The 16419-nt window shown below is 72.6% G+C and carries 17 protein-coding genes; 10 read left to right on the top strand and 7 right to left on the bottom strand.

Going from position 1 to position 16419, the window contains the following annotated elements; translation table 11 throughout:
- Positions 1–395, bottom strand: a 395-nt coding sequence (locus tag AC30N0_RS18540; RefSeq protein ID WP_489519362.1) for a hypothetical protein, incomplete at its 3' end; no start/stop codon positions are given.
- A gap of 22 nt (positions 396–417) precedes the next feature.
- On the opposite strand from AC30N0_RS18540, the gene AC30N0_RS18545 reads away from it, so the two are divergent.
- Positions 418–702, top strand: a complete 285-nt coding sequence (locus AC30N0_RS18545; protein ID WP_489519363.1) for a hypothetical protein — start codon at positions 418–420, stop codon at positions 700–702.
- A 4-nt stretch (positions 703–706) separates the two neighbouring features.
- On the opposite strand, the gene AC30N0_RS18550 is transcribed toward AC30N0_RS18545, so the two are convergent.
- On the bottom strand, positions 707–1360 hold the full coding sequence (locus tag AC30N0_RS18550) for a DedA family protein (RefSeq protein WP_489519364.1): 654 nt from the start codon (positions 1358–1360) through the stop codon (positions 707–709).
- Positions 1361–1402: 42 nt separating this feature from the next.
- A complete protein-coding gene (locus AC30N0_RS18555; protein ID WP_489519365.1) occupies positions 1403–2707 on the bottom strand; it encodes an HD-GYP domain-containing protein in 1305 nt (434 codons plus the stop codon).
- A 139-nt stretch (positions 2708–2846) separates the two neighbouring features.
- Here AC30N0_RS18555 and mutL point away from each other — a divergent pair, with 139 nt between their 5' ends.
- Together mutL and AC30N0_RS18565 are read left to right on the top strand one after the other, a co-directional pair.
- Positions 2847–4610 (top strand): DNA mismatch repair endonuclease MutL, encoded by a 1764-nt coding sequence (gene mutL, locus AC30N0_RS18560; protein WP_489519366.1) that lies wholly within the window; start codon positions 2847–2849, stop codon positions 4608–4610.
- Positions 4607–5383 carry a pseudouridine synthase gene (locus tag AC30N0_RS18565; RefSeq protein WP_489519367.1) on the top strand — a complete coding sequence of 259 codons (777 nt, stop codon included), beginning with the start codon at positions 4607–4609 and terminating at the stop codon, positions 5381–5383. The genes mutL and AC30N0_RS18565 overlap by 4 nt, the downstream gene beginning before the upstream one ends.
- A 22-nt stretch (positions 5384–5405) precedes the next feature.
- On the opposite strand, the gene AC30N0_RS18570 is transcribed toward AC30N0_RS18565, so the two are convergent.
- Together AC30N0_RS18570 and AC30N0_RS18575 are read right to left on the bottom strand one after the other, a co-directional pair.
- Positions 5406–5552, bottom strand: a complete 147-nt coding sequence (locus tag AC30N0_RS18570) for a DUF3096 domain-containing protein (protein ID WP_489519368.1) — start codon at positions 5550–5552, stop codon at positions 5406–5408.
- 36 nt (positions 5553–5588) lie between these two features.
- On the bottom strand, positions 5589–6665 hold the full coding sequence (locus tag AC30N0_RS18575) for a beta/gamma crystallin-related protein (protein WP_489519369.1): 1077 nt from the start codon (positions 6663–6665) through the stop codon (positions 5589–5591).
- A 152-nt stretch (positions 6666–6817) separates the two neighbouring features.
- Between AC30N0_RS18575 and AC30N0_RS18580 the strand changes: the two genes are divergently transcribed.
- The 6 genes from AC30N0_RS18580 to AC30N0_RS18605 are packed head-to-tail and all read left to right on the top strand — an operon-like array spanning position 6818 to position 13690.
- The gene (locus AC30N0_RS18580) at positions 6818–8077 is read left to right on the top strand and encodes a multidrug effflux MFS transporter (protein ID WP_489519370.1); all 1260 of its coding nucleotides are present in this window, start codon (positions 6818–6820) and stop codon (positions 8075–8077) included.
- A gap of 14 nt (positions 8078–8091) precedes the next feature.
- On the top strand, positions 8092–9075 hold the full coding sequence (miaA, locus tag AC30N0_RS18585) for a tRNA (adenosine(37)-N6)-dimethylallyltransferase MiaA (protein WP_489519378.1): 984 nt from the start codon (positions 8092–8094) through the stop codon (positions 9073–9075).
- 1 nt (position 9076) lies between these two features.
- Positions 9077–9730, top strand: coding sequence for an ABC transporter ATP-binding protein (locus tag AC30N0_RS18590; RefSeq protein ID WP_489519371.1), 654 nt, complete (start codon positions 9077–9079; stop codon positions 9728–9730).
- Complete coding sequence (locus AC30N0_RS18595) at positions 9724–12246, top strand: FtsX-like permease family protein (protein WP_489519372.1); 2523 nt, start codon at positions 9724–9726, stop codon at positions 12244–12246. The genes AC30N0_RS18590 and AC30N0_RS18595 overlap by 7 nt, the downstream gene beginning before the upstream one ends.
- A gap of 48 nt (positions 12247–12294) precedes the next feature.
- Positions 12295–13023, top strand: a complete 729-nt coding sequence (locus AC30N0_RS18600) for an SDR family oxidoreductase (RefSeq protein ID WP_489519373.1) — start codon at positions 12295–12297, stop codon at positions 13021–13023.
- Positions 13024–13060: 37 nt separating this feature from the next.
- The gene (locus AC30N0_RS18605; RefSeq protein WP_489519374.1) at positions 13061–13690 is read left to right on the top strand and encodes a 2-hydroxychromene-2-carboxylate isomerase; all 630 of its coding nucleotides are present in this window, start codon (positions 13061–13063) and stop codon (positions 13688–13690) included.
- Here the strand turns inward: AC30N0_RS18605 and AC30N0_RS18610 are convergent.
- Positions 13662–14633, bottom strand: coding sequence for a M14 family metallopeptidase (locus AC30N0_RS18610; RefSeq protein WP_489519375.1), 972 nt, complete (start codon positions 14631–14633; stop codon positions 13662–13664). The two genes, AC30N0_RS18605 and AC30N0_RS18610, sit on opposite strands and share 29 nt — an antisense overlap.
- Entirely contained in the window at positions 14630–15340 is a 711-nt protein-coding gene (locus AC30N0_RS18615; RefSeq protein WP_489519376.1) for a cyclic nucleotide-binding domain-containing protein, read from the bottom strand. The genes AC30N0_RS18610 and AC30N0_RS18615 overlap by 4 nt, the downstream gene beginning before the upstream one ends.
- Positions 15341–15424: 84 nt before the next feature.
- Between AC30N0_RS18615 and AC30N0_RS18620 the strand changes: the two genes are divergently transcribed.
- A partial coding sequence (locus AC30N0_RS18620; protein WP_489519377.1) for an FAD-binding oxidoreductase occupies positions 15425–16419 on the top strand: 995 nt, incomplete at its 3' end.

The following is a 16419-nucleotide window of genomic DNA, read 5'->3' on the forward strand; positions in this document are numbered from 1 at the left end:
GCGTGGCCGACCTTGCGGGCGTCGGTGGCGACGACATGGCCCGCGGCGCGGCCGGTGTCGGCCATGGCGCCGCCGACCTTCTTGGCGGCCGGAACCGCTTCCTTCACGGGATTGGTCGTGGCCGGGGCCGCGGTCTGCGAGAACGCAGGGCCGGCAAAAACGGCAGCAGAAAGGGCCGAAGCGGCAAGGATGGATCGAATCATGAAAGTCTTCTCCTGGGTCGCGGACATCGCGTCGCCCAGACAACGGGACGCGACGCGCCCCGGTTGACAGACGTGACGAAATGCCGGCCGCGACGCTGTTTGCGCCACGCCGACCTGCAGGACGTCACGGTCGGTGCCGACAATCGCTGACGAGTGGCACGCCGGCACGGTGCTGCCGTCGATGGCCGGCAACGCTCCGGCCTGCGGAGTGGGAATGACCGATCCGACCGAATCGCCGTTCGAGAAGACCTTTCGCCTCGTCTGCCGTCTCGACGACGCGGACATCGACTACGTGCGCGACACCGCCGAGTGGATCCGGCGCTGCATCGCGAGAGCCCTCGAGGTGAACCCGGGCACGAGCGCCGACGACTTGACGCCGATCGTGCTCGACATGAGCACGCGCGGGCGCTGGCGCCTCATGCGGCCCGAGACCGTCGGCGGACAGATGGCGGTTCCCCTGCCGCAGCCTTCGCCCGGCGGCGGCACCCAGCCTTCGTGAGCGCCTAGGCCGGCTCGGCCGCCTGCTTGCGCCGGGCGCGCCAGGCCCCGATGAAGACCAGCAGCCCGGGGAGCAGGATCGCGGCCCAGATGATCTTGTCCAGGTTCGCCTTGACCCACGGGATGTTGCCGAACGCGTAGCCGGCGACCGTGAGGCTGCCGACCCAAAGCAGGCCGCCGGTGACGTTGTAGAAGCTGAACTTGCTGCGCGTCATCTCGGCCACGCCGGCGACGAAGGGCACGAAGGTGCGCAGGAAGGGCAGGAAGCGGGCACCGACGATGGTGATGCCGCCATAGCGCTCGTAGAAGGCGTGCGCCTGGTCGAAGGCCTTCTTGTTGAACCAGCGCGAGTTTTCCCACTGGAACACGCGCGGGCCGATGTAGCGTCCGATCGTGTAGTTGCACTGGTCGCCGAGGACGGCCGCGACCCACAGCAGCACGATCGACAGCGGCAGGTTCATCAGGCCGACCGCGCACATCGCGCCGACGACGAACAGCAGCGAGTCGCCGGGCAGGAACGGCATGACGACGATGCCGGTCTCGACGAAGATGATCGCGAACAGCAGCGCGTAGACCCACGTGCCGTAGGTCTGCACGAACGTCGTCAGGTGCACGTCGATGCGCAGCACGAAATCCAGGGCCCAGGCGAGTGCTTCCATGCCTGGATTATCGCGGCGGGCGGAGGGCCCGCCCGCGGCGGCTCAGGAATCCAGCGCCTGCACGGCCGCGAACCATGCGGCGAGCGCCGCCGGGTACGCCGTGCCCGGCTCGGCGGCTTGCCAGCGCCGCTGCAGTTGGTTGGCCGCGGCATGCAGCTGCCACAGCAGTTCCTCGGCCAGAGCCCACAGCTCGACGCGCCAGGCGGCGTCCTCGGCACCGCGGTCCTGGGCAACGAGTTCGAGCTGCCCGGCAGTGATCCCGGCGTCGTACAGCATGCGGTGCAGCGTCGCGTTCTGCTCGTCCATCGATCGAACCAGGGCCGTGTGCGCCTGGCCGAGCCCGCCCCCGAGCTCCTGGCTTGCCGTGCGCCAGGCCCCGAGCACGGCGGCCAGGCGCAGCAGGCGGGCGATCGACTCGGCGGAGGCGATGTCCTGCGCCGGGCCGGGGTCGATGCCGGCGAGCAGGCGGTGGACCTCGGCCACGGCACGCGCGTCGTAGCGACGCGGGTTGATGCGCAGCAGGATCGAGACTCGCTGCTCCGGGTGGCGGCGCTCGCCGTCGAACATCGCCGTCACCACCTCGGCCAGCGACAGGACGCGGCCGAGCGGGCTCAGGGCGTCTCCGCCCAGCCCGCGCGGGTAGCCCGAGCCGTCGAGCCGCTCGTGATGCTCGGTGATCGCACGCACGATCTCCTTCGGGTAGTCGGGGAAGCGGTCGACCAGCATCGACGCCGTGAGCGGGTGCACGTACACCGGCTTGAGCCGATCGCCGCTGAGGCGGTCGTCGGAATCGAGCAGGTCGGGGTCGATATGCAGCATGCCGAGGTCGTGCAGCAGTCCGGCTGCGGCGGCGTGGCCGACGGCGGCGCGGCTCGCCCCGTGCTCGCGAACCAGGTGCGAGGACAGCAGGGCCATGAGGATACTGTGCGCGAACAGTGCCGGCCGGACCTCGCGCGCCAGCATCAGGTGCAGCCCGACCGGCTTCGGCACGGCGATATCCGTCAGCGCCTCGATCAGCTCGCGGCGGGCCGCCCCGGCCGGAGCCATGCGCGCGAACAGCGGCCAGCGGGCGATCGCCGCCTCGGCAGCCTCGCGCAGCACCTCGGCGCCGAACGGCGCGCCGGCGTCGAGGCACTCGTCCAGGGGCAGCGACAGCCGGTGCGAGACGAGCCGGTCGTACAGCCCCTGGTCGATGGCGACGCCGCCTTCGAGCAGCTTGCTGCCCTGCACGTTGTAGATCGGCCGCGAGGTGCTGACCGCGCGCCTGCCGGCGAAGTCGGCAACGGCATGGAGAAAGGCCGGCGATTCGACGCTCTCTTGGGCACCCGTCCCGGTGGCTTCGCTCATCGTGCTGAAGCTAACACGCCCTCGCGGCGAGTCGCCGGCCCTGTCGCAAGGCTGCCGCAGCGGGCCGTGCGAATCTGCCCGCCGGCACCCCTCAGCCTCCCGACCACGGCGGTGCGACCCCCGTTCCTACAATGGTTCGATGAACGCCGTCCTCGAGGCTCGGGTGCGCCGGCCGATCCGCGAGCTGCCGAGCGAGCTCGTCAGCCAGATCGCCGCCGGCGAGGTCGTCGAGCGGCCCGCGTCAGTCGTGCGCGAGCTCGTCGACAACGCCATCGACGCCGGCGCCACCGGCATCGTCGTGCGCCTGTCCGGCGGCGGCGTCCGTTCCGTCGCCGTCGAGGACGACGGCCACGGCATCCCGGCCGACGAGCTCGGGATCGCCCTGCGCCGGCACGCCACGAGCAAGATCGGAACGCTGGCCGAGCTCGAGGGCGTGGCGACGATGGGCTTTCGCGGCGAGGCCCTGGCGGCGATCGCCTCGGTGGCCGACGTGACGCTGACCAGTCGCACCGCCGACGCAGCGCACGCGAGCCGGCTCGACGCGCGCAGCGGCTCGCTCAGCGCCGCGGCGCGCGGCACCGGCACCACGGTCGAGGTGCGCGAGCTCTTCTTCAACACGCCGGCACGGCGCAAGTTCCTGAAGACAGAGGCGACCGAGCTCGCACACTGCCTCGAGGCCGTGCGCCGGCACGCCCTGGTCCGGCCCGGCATCGCCTTCGCGCTCTGGCACGACGGCAGGCTCGTCGCCCGCTGGGCCCGCGCCGGCATGGTCCAGCGGACCGGCGACGTTCTCGGCCCGGCCTTCTTCGCCGAGAGCCTGGCGATCTCCCTCGACCTCGGCGGGCTGGTCATCGCCGGACACGCCGGCAGGCCCGAGTCGGCGCGCTCCCGCGCCGACCTGCAGTACGTCTACGTCAACGGCCGCCACGTCCGCGACAAGCTCATCGCCCACGCCATGCGCTCGGCCTACGAGGACGTGCTGCACGGCGGCAGGCAGCCGGCCTACCTGCTCTTCATCGACATCGCGCCCGAGCGCGTCGACGTCAACGTGCACCCGACCAAGGTCGAGGTGCGCTTCCGCGATTCGCGCGAGGTGCACCAGGCCGTGCGCAACGCGGTGCAGGCGGCGCTGGCGCAGCCGAAGGCCGGATCCTTGGCGGGGCGGTCTGCCCCGACTGTCGAGCTCGCGTCGACGGAACCGGCCGCGCCCCCTGCGAGCCAGCGTCCGCTGGCCTGGTCCGGCGGCGCGGTCTTCGCGGCGGAGCCTTCGCCGCCGGCGTGGAAGTTGGCGCGCGACGCCGACCGCCCGACGACGTCCGAGCGGCCGCTCGGCCGCGCCCTGGCCCAGGTGGCCGGCGCCTTCATCCTGGCCGAGAACGCTGCCGGCCTGGTCATCGTCGACATGCACGCGGCGCACGAGCGCATCGTCTACGAGCGCCTGAAGGCCGGCCTGGAGGGCGCCGCCGTGCAGACGCAGCCGCTGCTGATCCCCGCCACCTTCGCCGCCAGCGCGGCCGAGATCGCCAGCGCCGAGGCGCACGCCGCGACGCTGCGCTCGCTGGGCCTGGACCTCACGCCGATCGGCAGCGGCACGCTCGCCCTGCGTTCCTTTCCGGCCGCGCTCGCCGGCGCCGACAGCGTCGAGCTGGCGCGCAGCGTCCTCGCCGAGCTGGCCCAGCTCGGCGCCAGCGGCATCCTCGAGCGGGCCCGCGACGAGCTCCTGTCGACGATGGCCTGCCACGGCGCGGTGCGCGCCAACCGGGCTCTGACGCTGGCCGAGATGGACGCCCTGCTTCGCGACATGGAACGGACCGATCGCGCCGACCAGTGCAACCACGGCCAGCCGACGTGGAGGCAGGTCACGGTCAAGGAGCTCGACCGACTCTTCTGGCGCGGCCGATGAGCACCGGCCACAGCGACGGCAGCCTGCGCCTGTCCAAGCGGATGAGCGAGCTCGGTCTCGCCTCGCGGCGCGAGGCCGACGAGTGGATCGCGCGCGGCTGGGTCCGCGTCGACGGGCGCGTCGTCAGCGAGCTGGGCTCGCGCGTGATGCCGGGCCAGCACATCACCATCGACAGCCGGGCCCGTCATGCCCAGGCGCAGCTCGTCACGGTGCTGGTCAACAAGCCGGTCGGTTACGTGAGCGGCCAGGCCGAGGACGGCTACCAGCCGGCGCGCGTCCTCGTCACGCCGGACCGGCAGTGGCGCGAGGACCGCTCCGGCATCCGCTTCCTGCCGCAGCACCTGCGCAGCCTCGTGCCTGCGGGCCGCCTCGACATCGACTCCGTCGGCCTGCTCGTGCTGACGCAGGACGGGCGCATCGCCAAGCAGCTGATCGGCGAGGACAGCGACATCGAGAAGGAGTACCTGGTCCGCGTCGCGACCCCGGGCAACCAGCCGCTCGAAGCCGACCGGCTGGCGCTGCTGCGGCACGGCCTGTCGCTCGACGACGTGCCGCTGAAGCCGGCCCAGGTCGACTGGGCCAACCCGGAGCAGCTTCGCTTCGTGCTGAAGGAAGGCCGCAAGCGGCAGATCCGCCGCATGTGCGAGGCGGTCGGCCTGCAGGTGCTGGGCCTCAAGCGCGTGCGGATCGGCCAGGTCGTGCTCGGGCCGTTGCCCGCCGGCAGCTGGCGCTACCTGCGCGCCGACGAGACCTTCGTCCAGGCCTCTGCCTAGCGCCTGCTCGCGTCTGCAGGCCCTAGCGCAGGTTGCCGCCGAAAAGGCCGAGCAGGCCGATGATGATCAGGTAGATCGCGACGATGAAGTTGAGCAGTCGCGGCACGACCAGTATCAGGATGCCGGCGATCAGGGACACGAGCGGACCGATGGACAGGTGCAGGTTCATCGAAGGTCTCCGGGTGGGCCGGGCAGGGGAAGGAGCCTAGCGGACGCGGCGAACCGAGGACACCTGGCCGCTCAACCCGCCCAGGCGCCCATGTTCGCCGCGGCGGAAGACGGTGCAGTTGCCCCCGAAGCGGGCATCGCTGCAGAGTTCCCACGAGCCTTCCGTCACCACCACCGAAGCAGCACGGTCGTTGAAGTTGGCGCGTGCCAGGTCGCTGATGTCGCCGTCGAGGCGCAGGCGCTGGCCGCCGAAGCCGGCCTCGGAAAAGAGCTCAATGCCGGTGGCCCCGGAGCGGCCCCCGCCACGAAGGTCGCCCTCGCCGCGCCGGTCATCGCTGCGGCGACCATCGTCGCCACGTCGGCCGTCGCCACGCCGGTCATCGTCGCGGCGGCCCTCGAAGCCACGACCGTTGCCCCGATCATCGCCGCGCCCGCTGTCGCGGTACGCAGGCGCATCGTTGCCGGGGCGGATCGACGAGATCTCGTTGCTCAGGCTGCCGAGGTCCTGGTAGCGGCCGGGCCCGAAGGCGCGGCAGTTGCCGCGGTACTCCGAGTCGCTGCAGACGACCCAGGTGCCCGACTCGATCGACATCGACGAGGCCGAGTCGTTGAAATTCGAGCGGGTGAGGTCCGGCACCGCCGACGAGACGGAGAGGCGCTCGCCGCTCAGGCCGGCGCCGCGGAAGAGCGTGACACGACCGCCCTGCCCACCCGTCACCGGGTTCCGGCTGCCGCCGCGACCGTCGTCGCCGCCGCGGAAGTCATCGCTGCGGCGTGCTGCGGGCGCGTTGCCGCGTTCGCGCAGCGAGCTGATCTGGTTTTCGAGTTCGGGCTGGAAGGCGGCGTACCTGCCGGGTGGCAGATAGACGCAGGTGCCGCCGAAGTTCGCGTCGCTGCAAATCTCCCATTCGCCGGAATGGACGACGATGCTGGACACGCGGTCGTTGAAGCCGCTACTGACGAGGTCCGGGCTGCCGGTGCGCAGCGTCAGGCTGGCGCCCCCGTACTGCGGGTGGTCATAGAGGGTGATCTCTCCGGCGAGGGCAGCACCCGCTGCGCCGCAGCCGAACGCGCCGAGAAAAAGCGCCTGGCGCAACTTGGTTCCGAGCTTCATGCGATCCCCCGTCAAATTGGTCAGCGAGTGTGCGTGCCTCGGAAGAAAACGCCATCGGCAGCGCTTGGTTGACCCGGTCGGCACCGATGCCGGCCCGATGTGGTCCGCCTCCTACCCGGGCGCGGCGCCGAGCGCGCTGCTACGCTCGCTCCATGCCCCAGTCGTCATCGCCGCCGTCGGCGGCGCGGCCGATGAGCGGCGCCGCGGTGGTCGTCCTGCTCACCCTGCTCCTCGGCGTTCAGCCCGTCACCACCGACCTGTACCTGCCGGCGCTGCCGACCCTGCAGCGCGACCTCGGCGCCAGCGTCGGCTCGGCGCAGCTGACGCTGTCGATGCTGATCAGCGCCTTCGGCCTGTCGCAATTGCTGTGCGGTCCGCTCGCCGACCGCTTCGGCCGGCGCCCGATCCTGCTCGGCGGCCTGGCGCTCTACACGGTGGCAGCGCTCGGCGGCGCCGCGGCCGGCAGCATCGACGCGCTGATCGCCTGGCGCGCGCTGCAGGGCGTGGCGATGGCCGCCGCGGTGACCTGCGGCCGGTCGATCGTGCGCGACCTCTACGAGCCCGACCAGGGCGCGCGCGTCATGTCGCGGGCCCTGACCGGCCTCGGCTTCGTCGCCGTCGCCGCGCCGCTTGCCGGCGGCTTCATCGTCGAGGCCTTCGGCTGGCACGCCGCCCTGCTCGCCCTCGCAGTGTTCGGCGCCGTCGCCCTCGCGGCCGTGGTCTGGCGCTTCGAGGAGACCGTGCCGGCGCGCAACGTCGACGCGATCCGGCCCGCGGCGGTGCTCGCCAACTGGGCCGGCGTCGTCGCCGACCCGACCTTCCGCGCCTGGGCCGCGCTCTCCGCGTGCACCTACGGCGGCCTCTTCTGCATGCTGGCCGGCTCGTCGTTCGTGTTCATCGACGTGCTCGGCGTCGGCCGCTCGGCGTACGGCGCCATCCTGGCCTCGATGTCGGTGGCCTACATCGGCGGCACCGTCCTCTGCCGCCGCCTGCTCGTGCGCCACGGCCTGCGCGGCGCGGTGCGGCGCGGCGCCTGGTTCTCGCTCGCCGGCGGCACGGGCATGGTCGCGCTCAGCCTGGCGGGCTTTCACACCGTGTGGGCGCTGCTGCTGCCGCAGTACCTCTACGCGATCGGGCACGGCATCCACCAGCCCTGCGGCCAGGCCGGCGCGATCGGGCCGTTCCCGGAAAAGGCGGGAACGGCGGCGTCGCTGTCCGGCTTCGTCATGACGGTGACGGCGCTCGCCGCCGGGCTCTGGCTCGGCCGCATGCTCGACCGCACGGTCTACCCCCTGACCTTCGGCGTCGGCGCCTTCAGCGTGCTGCTCGCGCTGGTCGCCTGGACGCTGGTGCAGCGACACGGCGAGCCGCTGCGCCAGGCCCGCGCGCAGGCCGAAGCGCAGCCGGCGTGAGCACGGGCGCCGACATGGACGAAGCGGGTGCGGCCCTGGCCGGCTGCCTCTGCATCGCCGGGCCGACCGCCTCGGGCAAGAGCGCGGCAGCGATGGCCGTCGCTGCCGCCCTGGGTGCCGACGGCGTGCCGGTCGAGATCGTGAGCGTTGACTCGGCCCTGGTCTATCGCGGCATGGACATCGGCACCGCCAAGCCGTCGCCTGCCGAACAGGCGGCGGTGCCGCACCACCTGATCGACCTCCTCGATCCGGACGAACCGTACTCAGCCGCACGCTTCGTCGCCGATGCCGGCGCGCGCATCGCCGCCATCCGTGGCCGCGGCGCCCTGCCGCTGCTCGTCGGCGGGACGATGCTCTACTTCAAGGCGCTCTTCGACGGCCTCGACACGATGCCGCACGCCGATCCGGCGGTGCGCGCGGCAATCGAGGCGCGCGCTGCGAGCGAAGGCTGGCCGGCGCTGCACGCCGAGCTGGCACGACACGATGCGCCGACTGCGGCGCGCCTGGCGCCGAACGACAGCCAGCGCATCCAGCGCGCGCTCGAAGTCCTGCAGGTGAGCGGCCGGCCGCTCTCGGCCTGGCACACCGGCGCCCGGCGTGCCGAAGGTCGGCAGCGTCCGCCGCTGATCGCCCTCGAGCCGCGCGAACGCGCCTGGCTGCACGCCCGCATCGAGGGCCGCTTCGCGGCCATGCTGGCGGCCGGCTTCGTCGACGAGGTGCGCTCGCTGCGCGCCCGGCCCGGGCTCCACGCCGAGCTGCCGTCGATGCGCGCGGTCGGCTACCGGCAGGCCTGGCAGGCGCTCGCGGACGGCGAACTGTCGCGCTTGCAGCCGACGGCCGTCGCCGCGACGCGGCAGCTCGCCAAGCGGCAGCTCACGTGGCTGCGCGCCATGCCGTGGCGCACGGTCGTCGATGCCGATTCGCCCGATGCCGTCGAGCAGGTGGTGGGGATCGCCCGCGCTACTGTCGCGACGGGCAATGACGAGCGCTACGCCTGACATGGCCCTGCTCGAGATCGAGGCGCTGGCCAAGCGCTACGGCGACAGCACCGTCTTCGCCGCGGTCGACCTGCGCGTCGAGGCCGGCGAGTTCGTCGCCGTGCTCGGCGAGTCCGGCGTCGGCAAGTCGACCCTGCTCAACTGCGCCGCCGGTCTCGACAGCATCGATGCCGGCAGCGTGCGCATCGAGGGCACGTCGATGCACACGCTGGCCGAACCGGAGCAGGCGCTGTTCCGCCGCCACCACCTCGGCTTCGTGTTCCAGGCCTTCCACGTCCTGCCGCACCTGAGCGTCGCCGCCAACGTCGGCCTGCCCCTGCTGCTGCAGCGGCGGACTGACGACGCGCGCGTGAGCGCGATGCTGGCGGCGGTCGGCCTCGGCGGCTTCGAAGGCCGCCTGCCGCAGACGCTGTCCGGCGGCCAGCTGCAGCGCGTCGCGATCGCCCGGGCCCTGGTGCACCGACCCCGCCTAATCCTCGCCGACGAGCCCACCGGCAACCTCGACCCGGCGACCGCCGATCGCGTCCTGACGCTGCTCGTCGAGCAGGTGCGCGAGCACGGCGCGGCGTGCGTGCTGGCGACGCACTCGCGCGCCGCCGCCGCGCGCGCCGACCGGGCCGTGACCCTCACCTCCGAAGGCGTCGTCGCGTGCTGAGCCTGCTGCGCCGGCTCTCCTGGCCCGAGCTTCGCCATCACCCGTGGCGCAACCTCGCCGCGCTGGCGGCGGTGATGCTCGGCGTCGCCCTCGCCTACTCGGTGCACCTCATCAACGCCTCGGCGCTGGCCGAGTTCAGCGCCGCGGTCCGCGCCGTCAACGGCGATCCCGACCTGAAGCTGGTCGGCCCGCGCGCCGGCTTCGACGAGGCGCTCTATGCCCGTGTCGCGACCGACGCCGCCGTGGCCCTGGCCAGCCCGGTCGTCGAGGGCGACACCTTCGCCTTCGACGCTGCCGGTGCCCGCGTGCCGCTGCGCGTGCTCGGCGTCGATGCGCTCGTCGTGGCGCCGCTCGCGCCGGCCGTCCTGCCCCGCCCGGACGCCGGCGCCGACCGCTTCTCGATGCTCGACCCGCGAGCGGTGTTCCTGAACTCCGCCGCGGCGCGCCGCCTGGCGGCGAACGGCGCTCCGGCCGAGCTCGTCGTGCAGACCGCGACCGGCCGGCAGCGCCTGCGCATCGCCGGCAGCGTCGCCGCCGCCGGGCCGCCGCTCGCCGTCATGGACATCGCCGGGGCCCAGGTCCTGCTCGGCTCGCTCGGCCGCCTGACGCGCATCGACGTGCGCCTCGCGCCGGGCGCCGACCGCGAGGCACTGCTCGGCCGCCTGGCCCTGCCGGCCGGCGTGCGCGCGGCGGCGCCTAACGAGGCCGGCGAACGCATTTCCAACGTCTCTCGCGCCTACCGCGTCAACCTCACCGTGCTGGCCCTGGTGGCGATGTTCACCGGCGCTTTCCTCGTCTTCTCGATCCTGTCGCTCTCGGTCGCGAAGCGGCAGCAGCAGCTCGCCCTGCTCGGCGTCCTCGGCCTCGGCGCGCGCGAGCGCATGGCGCTGGTGCTGGGCGAATCCGCCCTGCTCGGCCTCGCCGGCAGCGCGCTCGGCCTCGGCCTCGGGGTGGCCCTGGCGGCGACGGCGCTGCGCCTGTTCGGCGGCGACCTCGGCGGCGGCTATTTCCCCGGCGTGGCACCGGCGCTGCGCATCGATGCCGTCGGCGTCGCCGTCTACGGCGCGCTCGGCGTCGTCGCGGCCGTCGTCGGCGGCTGGCTGCCGGCCCGTGCCGCGGCGCGGCTCACGCCGGCACAGGGGCTGAAGGGGCTTGCGGCGAGCGTGCCGAGCGGCCAGGGCCTGCGCGTCGGTGCGGCGCTGATCGGCCTCGGCGCCGGCCTCGCCTTCGTGCCCCCGATCGCCGGCATCCCGCTCGCCGCCTACGCCTCGGTGGCGTGCCTGCTGATCGGCGGCATCGCCTGCGTGCCGGCCGGCGTCGGCCTGGCGCTGGCCGGCATCGCGCCGCCGCGCAATCCGCTGGCGCTGCTCGCGGTCGAGCGCGCCAGGCACCAGCGCGACAGCGCCACGATCGCCGTCGCCGGTGTGGTCGCCAGCCTGGCCTTGTCGGTGGCGCTGACGGTGATGGTGGCGAGCTTCCGCGACGCCGTGATCCAGTGGCTCGACACCATCCTGCCGGCCGACCTCTACGCGCGCGCCGCGGGTGGGCCGCCGGGCAGCGACGTCGCGACGCTGCCGCCGACGCTGCCGGCGCGGGCGCCCGCCATCGCCGGCGTGGTGCGCGCCGAAGCCCAGCGCGTCGTCTCGCTGACGATCGACCCGGCGCGGCCGGCGGTGGCGCTCATCGCCCGGCCGCTCGCCGACCCGGCCGCATCGCTGCCGCTGACCGGCGAGCTAGTCGCCGCACCGCCAGGCGCGACCGCGGTCTTCGCCAGCGAGGCGATGGCCGATCTCTACGGCGCGCGGGCCGGCCGCAGCCTCGCCCTGCCGCTGCCTGACGGCCGCGTCGCCGAAGTGTTCGTGCGCGGCGTCTGGCGCGACTACGCGCGCCAGTTCGGCGCCGTCGTCATCGACGCCGCCGACTGGCGCCGACTCACCGGCGACGAGCGCATCAACGACCTCGCCGTGTGGCTCGCGCCGGACGCGCGCCTCGGCGATGTCGAGGCGGCCCTGCGCGAGCTGTCGAGCGCCGAGGGCTACCACGGCGCGCTGCTCGAGTTCGCCGCGCCGCGCGAGATCCGGGCCACGTCGCTGCGCATCTTCGACCGCAGCTTCGCCGTCACCTACTGGCTGCAGGCGGTGGCGATCGCAATCGGCCTGTTCGGCATCGCCGCGAGCTTCTCGGCCCAGGTGCTGGCCCGTCGCAAGGAGTTCGGCCTGCTCGTGCACCTGGGACTGACGCGGCGGCAGATCGTCGCCGTCGTCGCCGCCGAGGGCGCGGTGTGGACCGGCGTCGGCGCCACGCTCGGCCTGGCGCTCGGCATTTCCGTCAGCGTCGTCCTCGTGAAGGTGGTCAACCCGCAGAGCTTCCACTGGACCATGGACCTGCTCCTGCCGTGGCTGCGGCTTGGTGCCTTGTGCGCCGCCGTCGTCGCCGCGGGAACGCTGACGGCGTGGCTGGCGGCGCGTCAGGCGGCCGGCCGACAGACGGTGCTGGCGGTCAAGGAGGACTGGTAGGCTTGCGCCGGGGCGTGCGGGTCCGACCGCGACCCCGGGGGAATGCACATGAGCGACAGGAAGGCCATTCTCGTCGTCGGCGCCGGCGATGCCACCGGCGGCGCGATCGCCAGGCGCTTCGCGCGCGAAAGCTACGTCGCCTGCGTGACGCGGCGCAATGCCGACAAGCTCGCGCCGCTCGTCGTCGCGATCGAGGCGGCCGGCGGCGAGGCGCACGGCTTCGCCAGCGATGCCCGCAAGGAAGAGGAGACGGTGGCGCTGGTGGAGCGGATCGAGCGCGAGATCGCGCCGATCGAGGTGGCGGTGTTCAACATCGGCGCCAACGTGCGCTTCGGCATCACCGAGACGACGGCGCGCGTCTACTTCAAGGTCTGGGAGATGGCCTGCTTCGGCGGCTTCCTGATGGGCCGCGAGGCGGCGAAGGCCATGCTGCCGCGTGGCCGCGGCACGATCATCTTCACGGGCGCCACCGCGAGCCTGCGCGGGCGCGAAGGATTCGCCGCCTTCGCCGGCGCGAAGCATGCGCTGCGCGCGCTGGCGCAGAGCATGGCGCGCGAGCTCGGGCCGAAGGGCATCCATGTCGCCCACCCGATCGTCGACGGCGCCATCGACACCGAGTTCATCCGCACCGGCTTTCCCGAGCGCTATGCGCTGAAGGACCAGGGCGGCATCGTCGACCCCGAGCACATCGCCGAGGCCTACTGGATGCTGCACCGGCAGCCCCGCGACGCCTGGACCCACGAGCTCGAGCTGCGTCCGTGGCTGGAGACATGGTGAGCGGGTGGCCTTCTCCCACCACGACCGGAGGTGAGCTGTGAGTGTCCCCGTCCAGTTCCTGTTCGACTTCGGCAGCCCGAACGCCTACCTGTCGCACAAGGTCATCCCGGCGATGGAGTCGCGCACCGGCGCCTCGGTCGAGTACGTCCCCATTCTCCTCGGCGGCCTCTTCAAGCTGAGCAACAACCGCTCGCCGGTCGAGGCGTTCGCCGTGATACCGAACAAGCGCGCCTACGACGAGCTCGAGATGCGCCGCTTCATCGCCCGGCACGGGCTCGATGCCTTTCGGATGAACCCGTTCTTCCCCGTCAATACGCTGAAGATCATGCGCGGCTCGATCGCCGCGCAGGAGCTGGGCTGCTTCGCGCCGTACGTGGAAGCGGTGTTCGCCGCCATGTGGGAGGACGGGCGCAACATGGACGACCCGGCCGAGATCGAGGCCGTCCTGCAGGCAGCGGGTCTCGACGCCGACGCGCTCCTCGCGCGTTCGCAGGACGCCGGCGTCAAGGCCCGCCTGCTCGCCAACACGCAGGACGCGCACGAGCGCGGCGCGTTCGGCTCGCCGACCTTCTTCGTCGGCGACGCGATCTTCTTCGGCAAGGACCGCCTGCGCGATGTCGAGGACGAGATCGCCCGCGTCAGCCGGCCTCGAAGCGACCGATCCTGACCGCGGTGCCGCCAGGGTTGAGGTTGCGGGTGCCCGGCATCACCAGCACCGCGTCGTCGTAGGGCGTGACCCAGACGTGGTTGCCGTCCTGCGCGATCGGCGTCCCGGCCTTCGGCACCACGCCGAGCCCGACCGGCGGGACCAGGAAGCGGAAGTCGGCGCTGCGCGCGACGATCGGCACCGTCACCCGGACCAGGCGCTGCAACGGCGGCAACGGCAGGCGGACGCTGGCCTGCACCCAGGCCGGATCGGCCACGCCCGCCAGGCCGAGGAAGCGCACCAGCGTGTCGATGGCGACGCTGGCGGCCGCTGCCTCCCAGTGCTGGCCGCATTCGACGAGGAGCGCGACCCTCGGGCTCGCCGGGTCGCCAAAACCACCGCGCTCGATCATGCGCAGGCCCGCGGGGTGGCCGGTGTCGATCAGCAGGTCGGCGGGCACGCCGAGCCGGCGCGCGAAGGCGACGTTCTTCTCGACCGTGCCGCAGACCATCAGCGGCCGGCAGGGCTCGCTCATGCTGTGGATGTCGAGCATCAGCTCGGCGGTGTCGACGAAGGGGCGCAGCGCCCGAGCGCGGCGCAGCTCGACGCTGTCGCCGGGACCGAAGAGCGCCGCGTCGGACCAGACGCGGTTCAGGTCCTCGTCGACGAAACGGGAGGGGAACGGGTCGCCGGGGTCGAAGCGCGCATAGGCCTCGACGTTGGCGAAGGCCAGCGTCAGGCTGCCGCGCAGCGGGCGAAAGCCCTGCCCCAGCAACCAGTCGAGGGCGATCGCGCCGCAGATCTCGTTGCCGTGCGTCAGCGCCTGCACCATCACCTTCGGGCCGGGCCGGCCGGAGTCGAAGGCATGGACCCAGTCGACGCCGGTGCCGCCGTCCTTCCAGCGGCCGATGTCCGGCGCCTGCAACTCCAGGGGGGGCAGTTCGGTCACGCGTGTCCCGCTCATGCGCCGGGGACGGCGTCGGCCGCCCTGCTCGAGGCGAGCTGACGCTCGAGGCGCGAGCGGTCGGCCAGCAACCGGCCCGTGACCAGGGTGACGATCTGGAAGCCGAACGCAGGATTCTGGAAGTACAGCTGCTGGAAGGTCGTCTCGTCGATGTGCAGCACGGTGCAGTGCGTGGTGCATCGGGCCGTCAGCGTCCGGCGCTTGTCGGGCGCAAAGAAGGCGATCTCACCGAAGAGACGGCCTGCTGCAAGCGACTCGCCGATCTCGACGAATTCGATCGTCCCCTCGGCCAGGAAATACAGGCGGTCGGCGGCATCGCCCTTGCGGAACAGCACCTCGCCCGCCTTCAGGCGCTTCTTGCGCATGTAGGGCTTCAGCCAGACGCCGGACAGGTCGCCTTCGGCCGCCGCCGCGCGCACGCGGCGCGTGAGGCGAACCATCTCGATGGCGCGAAAGATGTTGAGCGTCAGCAGCGCACCGTGCAGCAGCATCATCACGACCGAAGGATGGAGCGCGCCGTAGATCAGGAAGCCCAGGTTGCCGCCCACCGCGAGACAGCGCAGCGGGATCATGGTCTTGACGAAGGAGCTGACGAGCACCAGCGCCGCCGCGACGATGGCCGAACACACGGCGAAGATGCCGATCGGCGTCGACAGCGCCACCGAGAGGTTGGCGGCCACGAGGTCGAAGTATTCCTGCACTGACATGCGTGTGTTTCCCGAGGCACCGGCCGGCGTGGAGGCGTCTTGCAATGTGCCATACCCCCGGGGCGCAGCGGCATACTAGCGGCCATGCCTGCCGATCCGCCCCTGAGCTGCAGCCGCCGGACGGCGCTGGCCCAGGCCCTGGCAGTCGCCGTCGCGTGCGAGCTCGCGCCGCTCCAGGCGTTCGCCGCGCCCCTCGCGCTGACGATCGAGAACGTGACGCGGCTGTACCCGGTCGAGGTCGCGCGCATCGAGACGCCGTCGGACACCGACGCCGTCCAGCGGGCGCTGCGCGGCTGGCCCGGCAAGGTGGCGATCGGCGGCGGCCGCTACAGCATGGGCGGGCAGGTCGCCATCGCTGGCGGCCTGCACCTGGACATGCGGCAGATGAACCGGGTCGTGTGGCTGCGCCCCGCCCAGCGCCGCGTGCGGGTCCAGGCCGGCATCACCTGGCGCGACCTGCAGGACGTGCTCGACCCGGAGGACCTCTCGGTCCGCACGATGCAGAGCTACTCGAACTTCACGGTCGGTGGCGCGGTGTCGGTCAACTGCCACGGCCGCTACGTCGGGCACGGGCCGATCAGCCACTCCGTGCAGGCGCTGCAGCTGGTGCTGGCCGACGGCCGAATCGTCGAGGCGAGCCGGGCCGACAACGCCGAGCTGCTGCGTGCGGCGGTCGGCGGCTACGGCGCGGTCGGGGTGATCACCGAAGTCGAGCTCGATCTCGACGTCAACACCAAGATCGAGCGCCGCATCGAGGACGTGCCCCTCGCCGACTACGCCCGCTACTTCGCCGAGAACGTGCTGAACGACCGTTCGAGCGTCATGCACAACGCCGACCTGGTGCCGCCGCAGTTCGATGCGCCGGTCGCCATCACCTGGCGCCGCACCGACAAGCCGCTGACGCGGCCGCGGCGGCTCGTGCCGCGCGGCCAGAGCTACAAGCTGCAGCGCAACGCCATGTGGGCGCTGACCGAGGTGCCGCTGGCCGGCGGCCTGCGCGACCCGGCGACCGACGTCGTACGGCGCCTTCGGCCGGCAGTCGCCTGGCGCAACCACGAGGCGAGCCTCGACGTGGCCGT

It is taken from the genome of Rhizobacter sp., from assembly GCF_031412495.1.
In the GTDB taxonomy this organism is placed as follows: Bacteria; Pseudomonadota; Gammaproteobacteria; order Burkholderiales; family Burkholderiaceae_C; genus Schlegelella_A.

Excerpts from the sequence above, each read along its gene's own strand:
- AC30N0_RS18545 (WP_489519363.1), top strand. The coding sequence starts at position 418 with ATGACCGATCCGACCGAATCGCCGTTCGAGAAGACCTTTCGCCTCGTC.
- AC30N0_RS18550 (WP_489519364.1), bottom strand. The coding sequence starts at position 1,360 with ATGGAAGCACTCGCCTGGGCCCTGGATTTCGTGCTGCGCATCGACGTG.
- AC30N0_RS18555 (WP_489519365.1), bottom strand. The coding sequence starts at position 2,707 with ATGAGCGAAGCCACCGGGACGGGTGCCCAAGAGAGCGTCGAATCGCCG.
- mutL (WP_489519366.1), top strand. The coding sequence starts at position 2,847 with ATGAACGCCGTCCTCGAGGCTCGGGTGCGCCGGCCGATCCGCGAGCTG.
- AC30N0_RS18565 (WP_489519367.1), top strand. The coding sequence starts at position 4,607 with ATGAGCACCGGCCACAGCGACGGCAGCCTGCGCCTGTCCAAGCGGATG.
- AC30N0_RS18570 (WP_489519368.1), bottom strand. The coding sequence starts at position 5,552 with ATGAACCTGCACCTGTCCATCGGTCCGCTCGTGTCCCTGATCGCCGGC.
- AC30N0_RS18575 (WP_489519369.1), bottom strand. The coding sequence starts at position 6,665 with ATGAAGCTCGGAACCAAGTTGCGCCAGGCGCTTTTTCTCGGCGCGTTC.
- AC30N0_RS18580 (WP_489519370.1), top strand. The coding sequence starts at position 6,818 with ATGCCCCAGTCGTCATCGCCGCCGTCGGCGGCGCGGCCGATGAGCGGC.
- miaA (WP_489519378.1), top strand. The coding sequence starts at position 8,092 with ATGGACGAAGCGGGTGCGGCCCTGGCCGGCTGCCTCTGCATCGCCGGG.
- AC30N0_RS18590 (WP_489519371.1), top strand. The coding sequence starts at position 9,077 with ATGGCCCTGCTCGAGATCGAGGCGCTGGCCAAGCGCTACGGCGACAGC.
- AC30N0_RS18600 (WP_489519373.1), top strand. The coding sequence starts at position 12,295 with ATGAGCGACAGGAAGGCCATTCTCGTCGTCGGCGCCGGCGATGCCACC.
- AC30N0_RS18610 (WP_489519375.1), bottom strand. The coding sequence starts at position 14,633 with ATGAGCGGGACACGCGTGACCGAACTGCCCCCCCTGGAGTTGCAGGCG.
- AC30N0_RS18615 (WP_489519376.1), bottom strand. The coding sequence starts at position 15,340 with ATGTCAGTGCAGGAATACTTCGACCTCGTGGCCGCCAACCTCTCGGTG.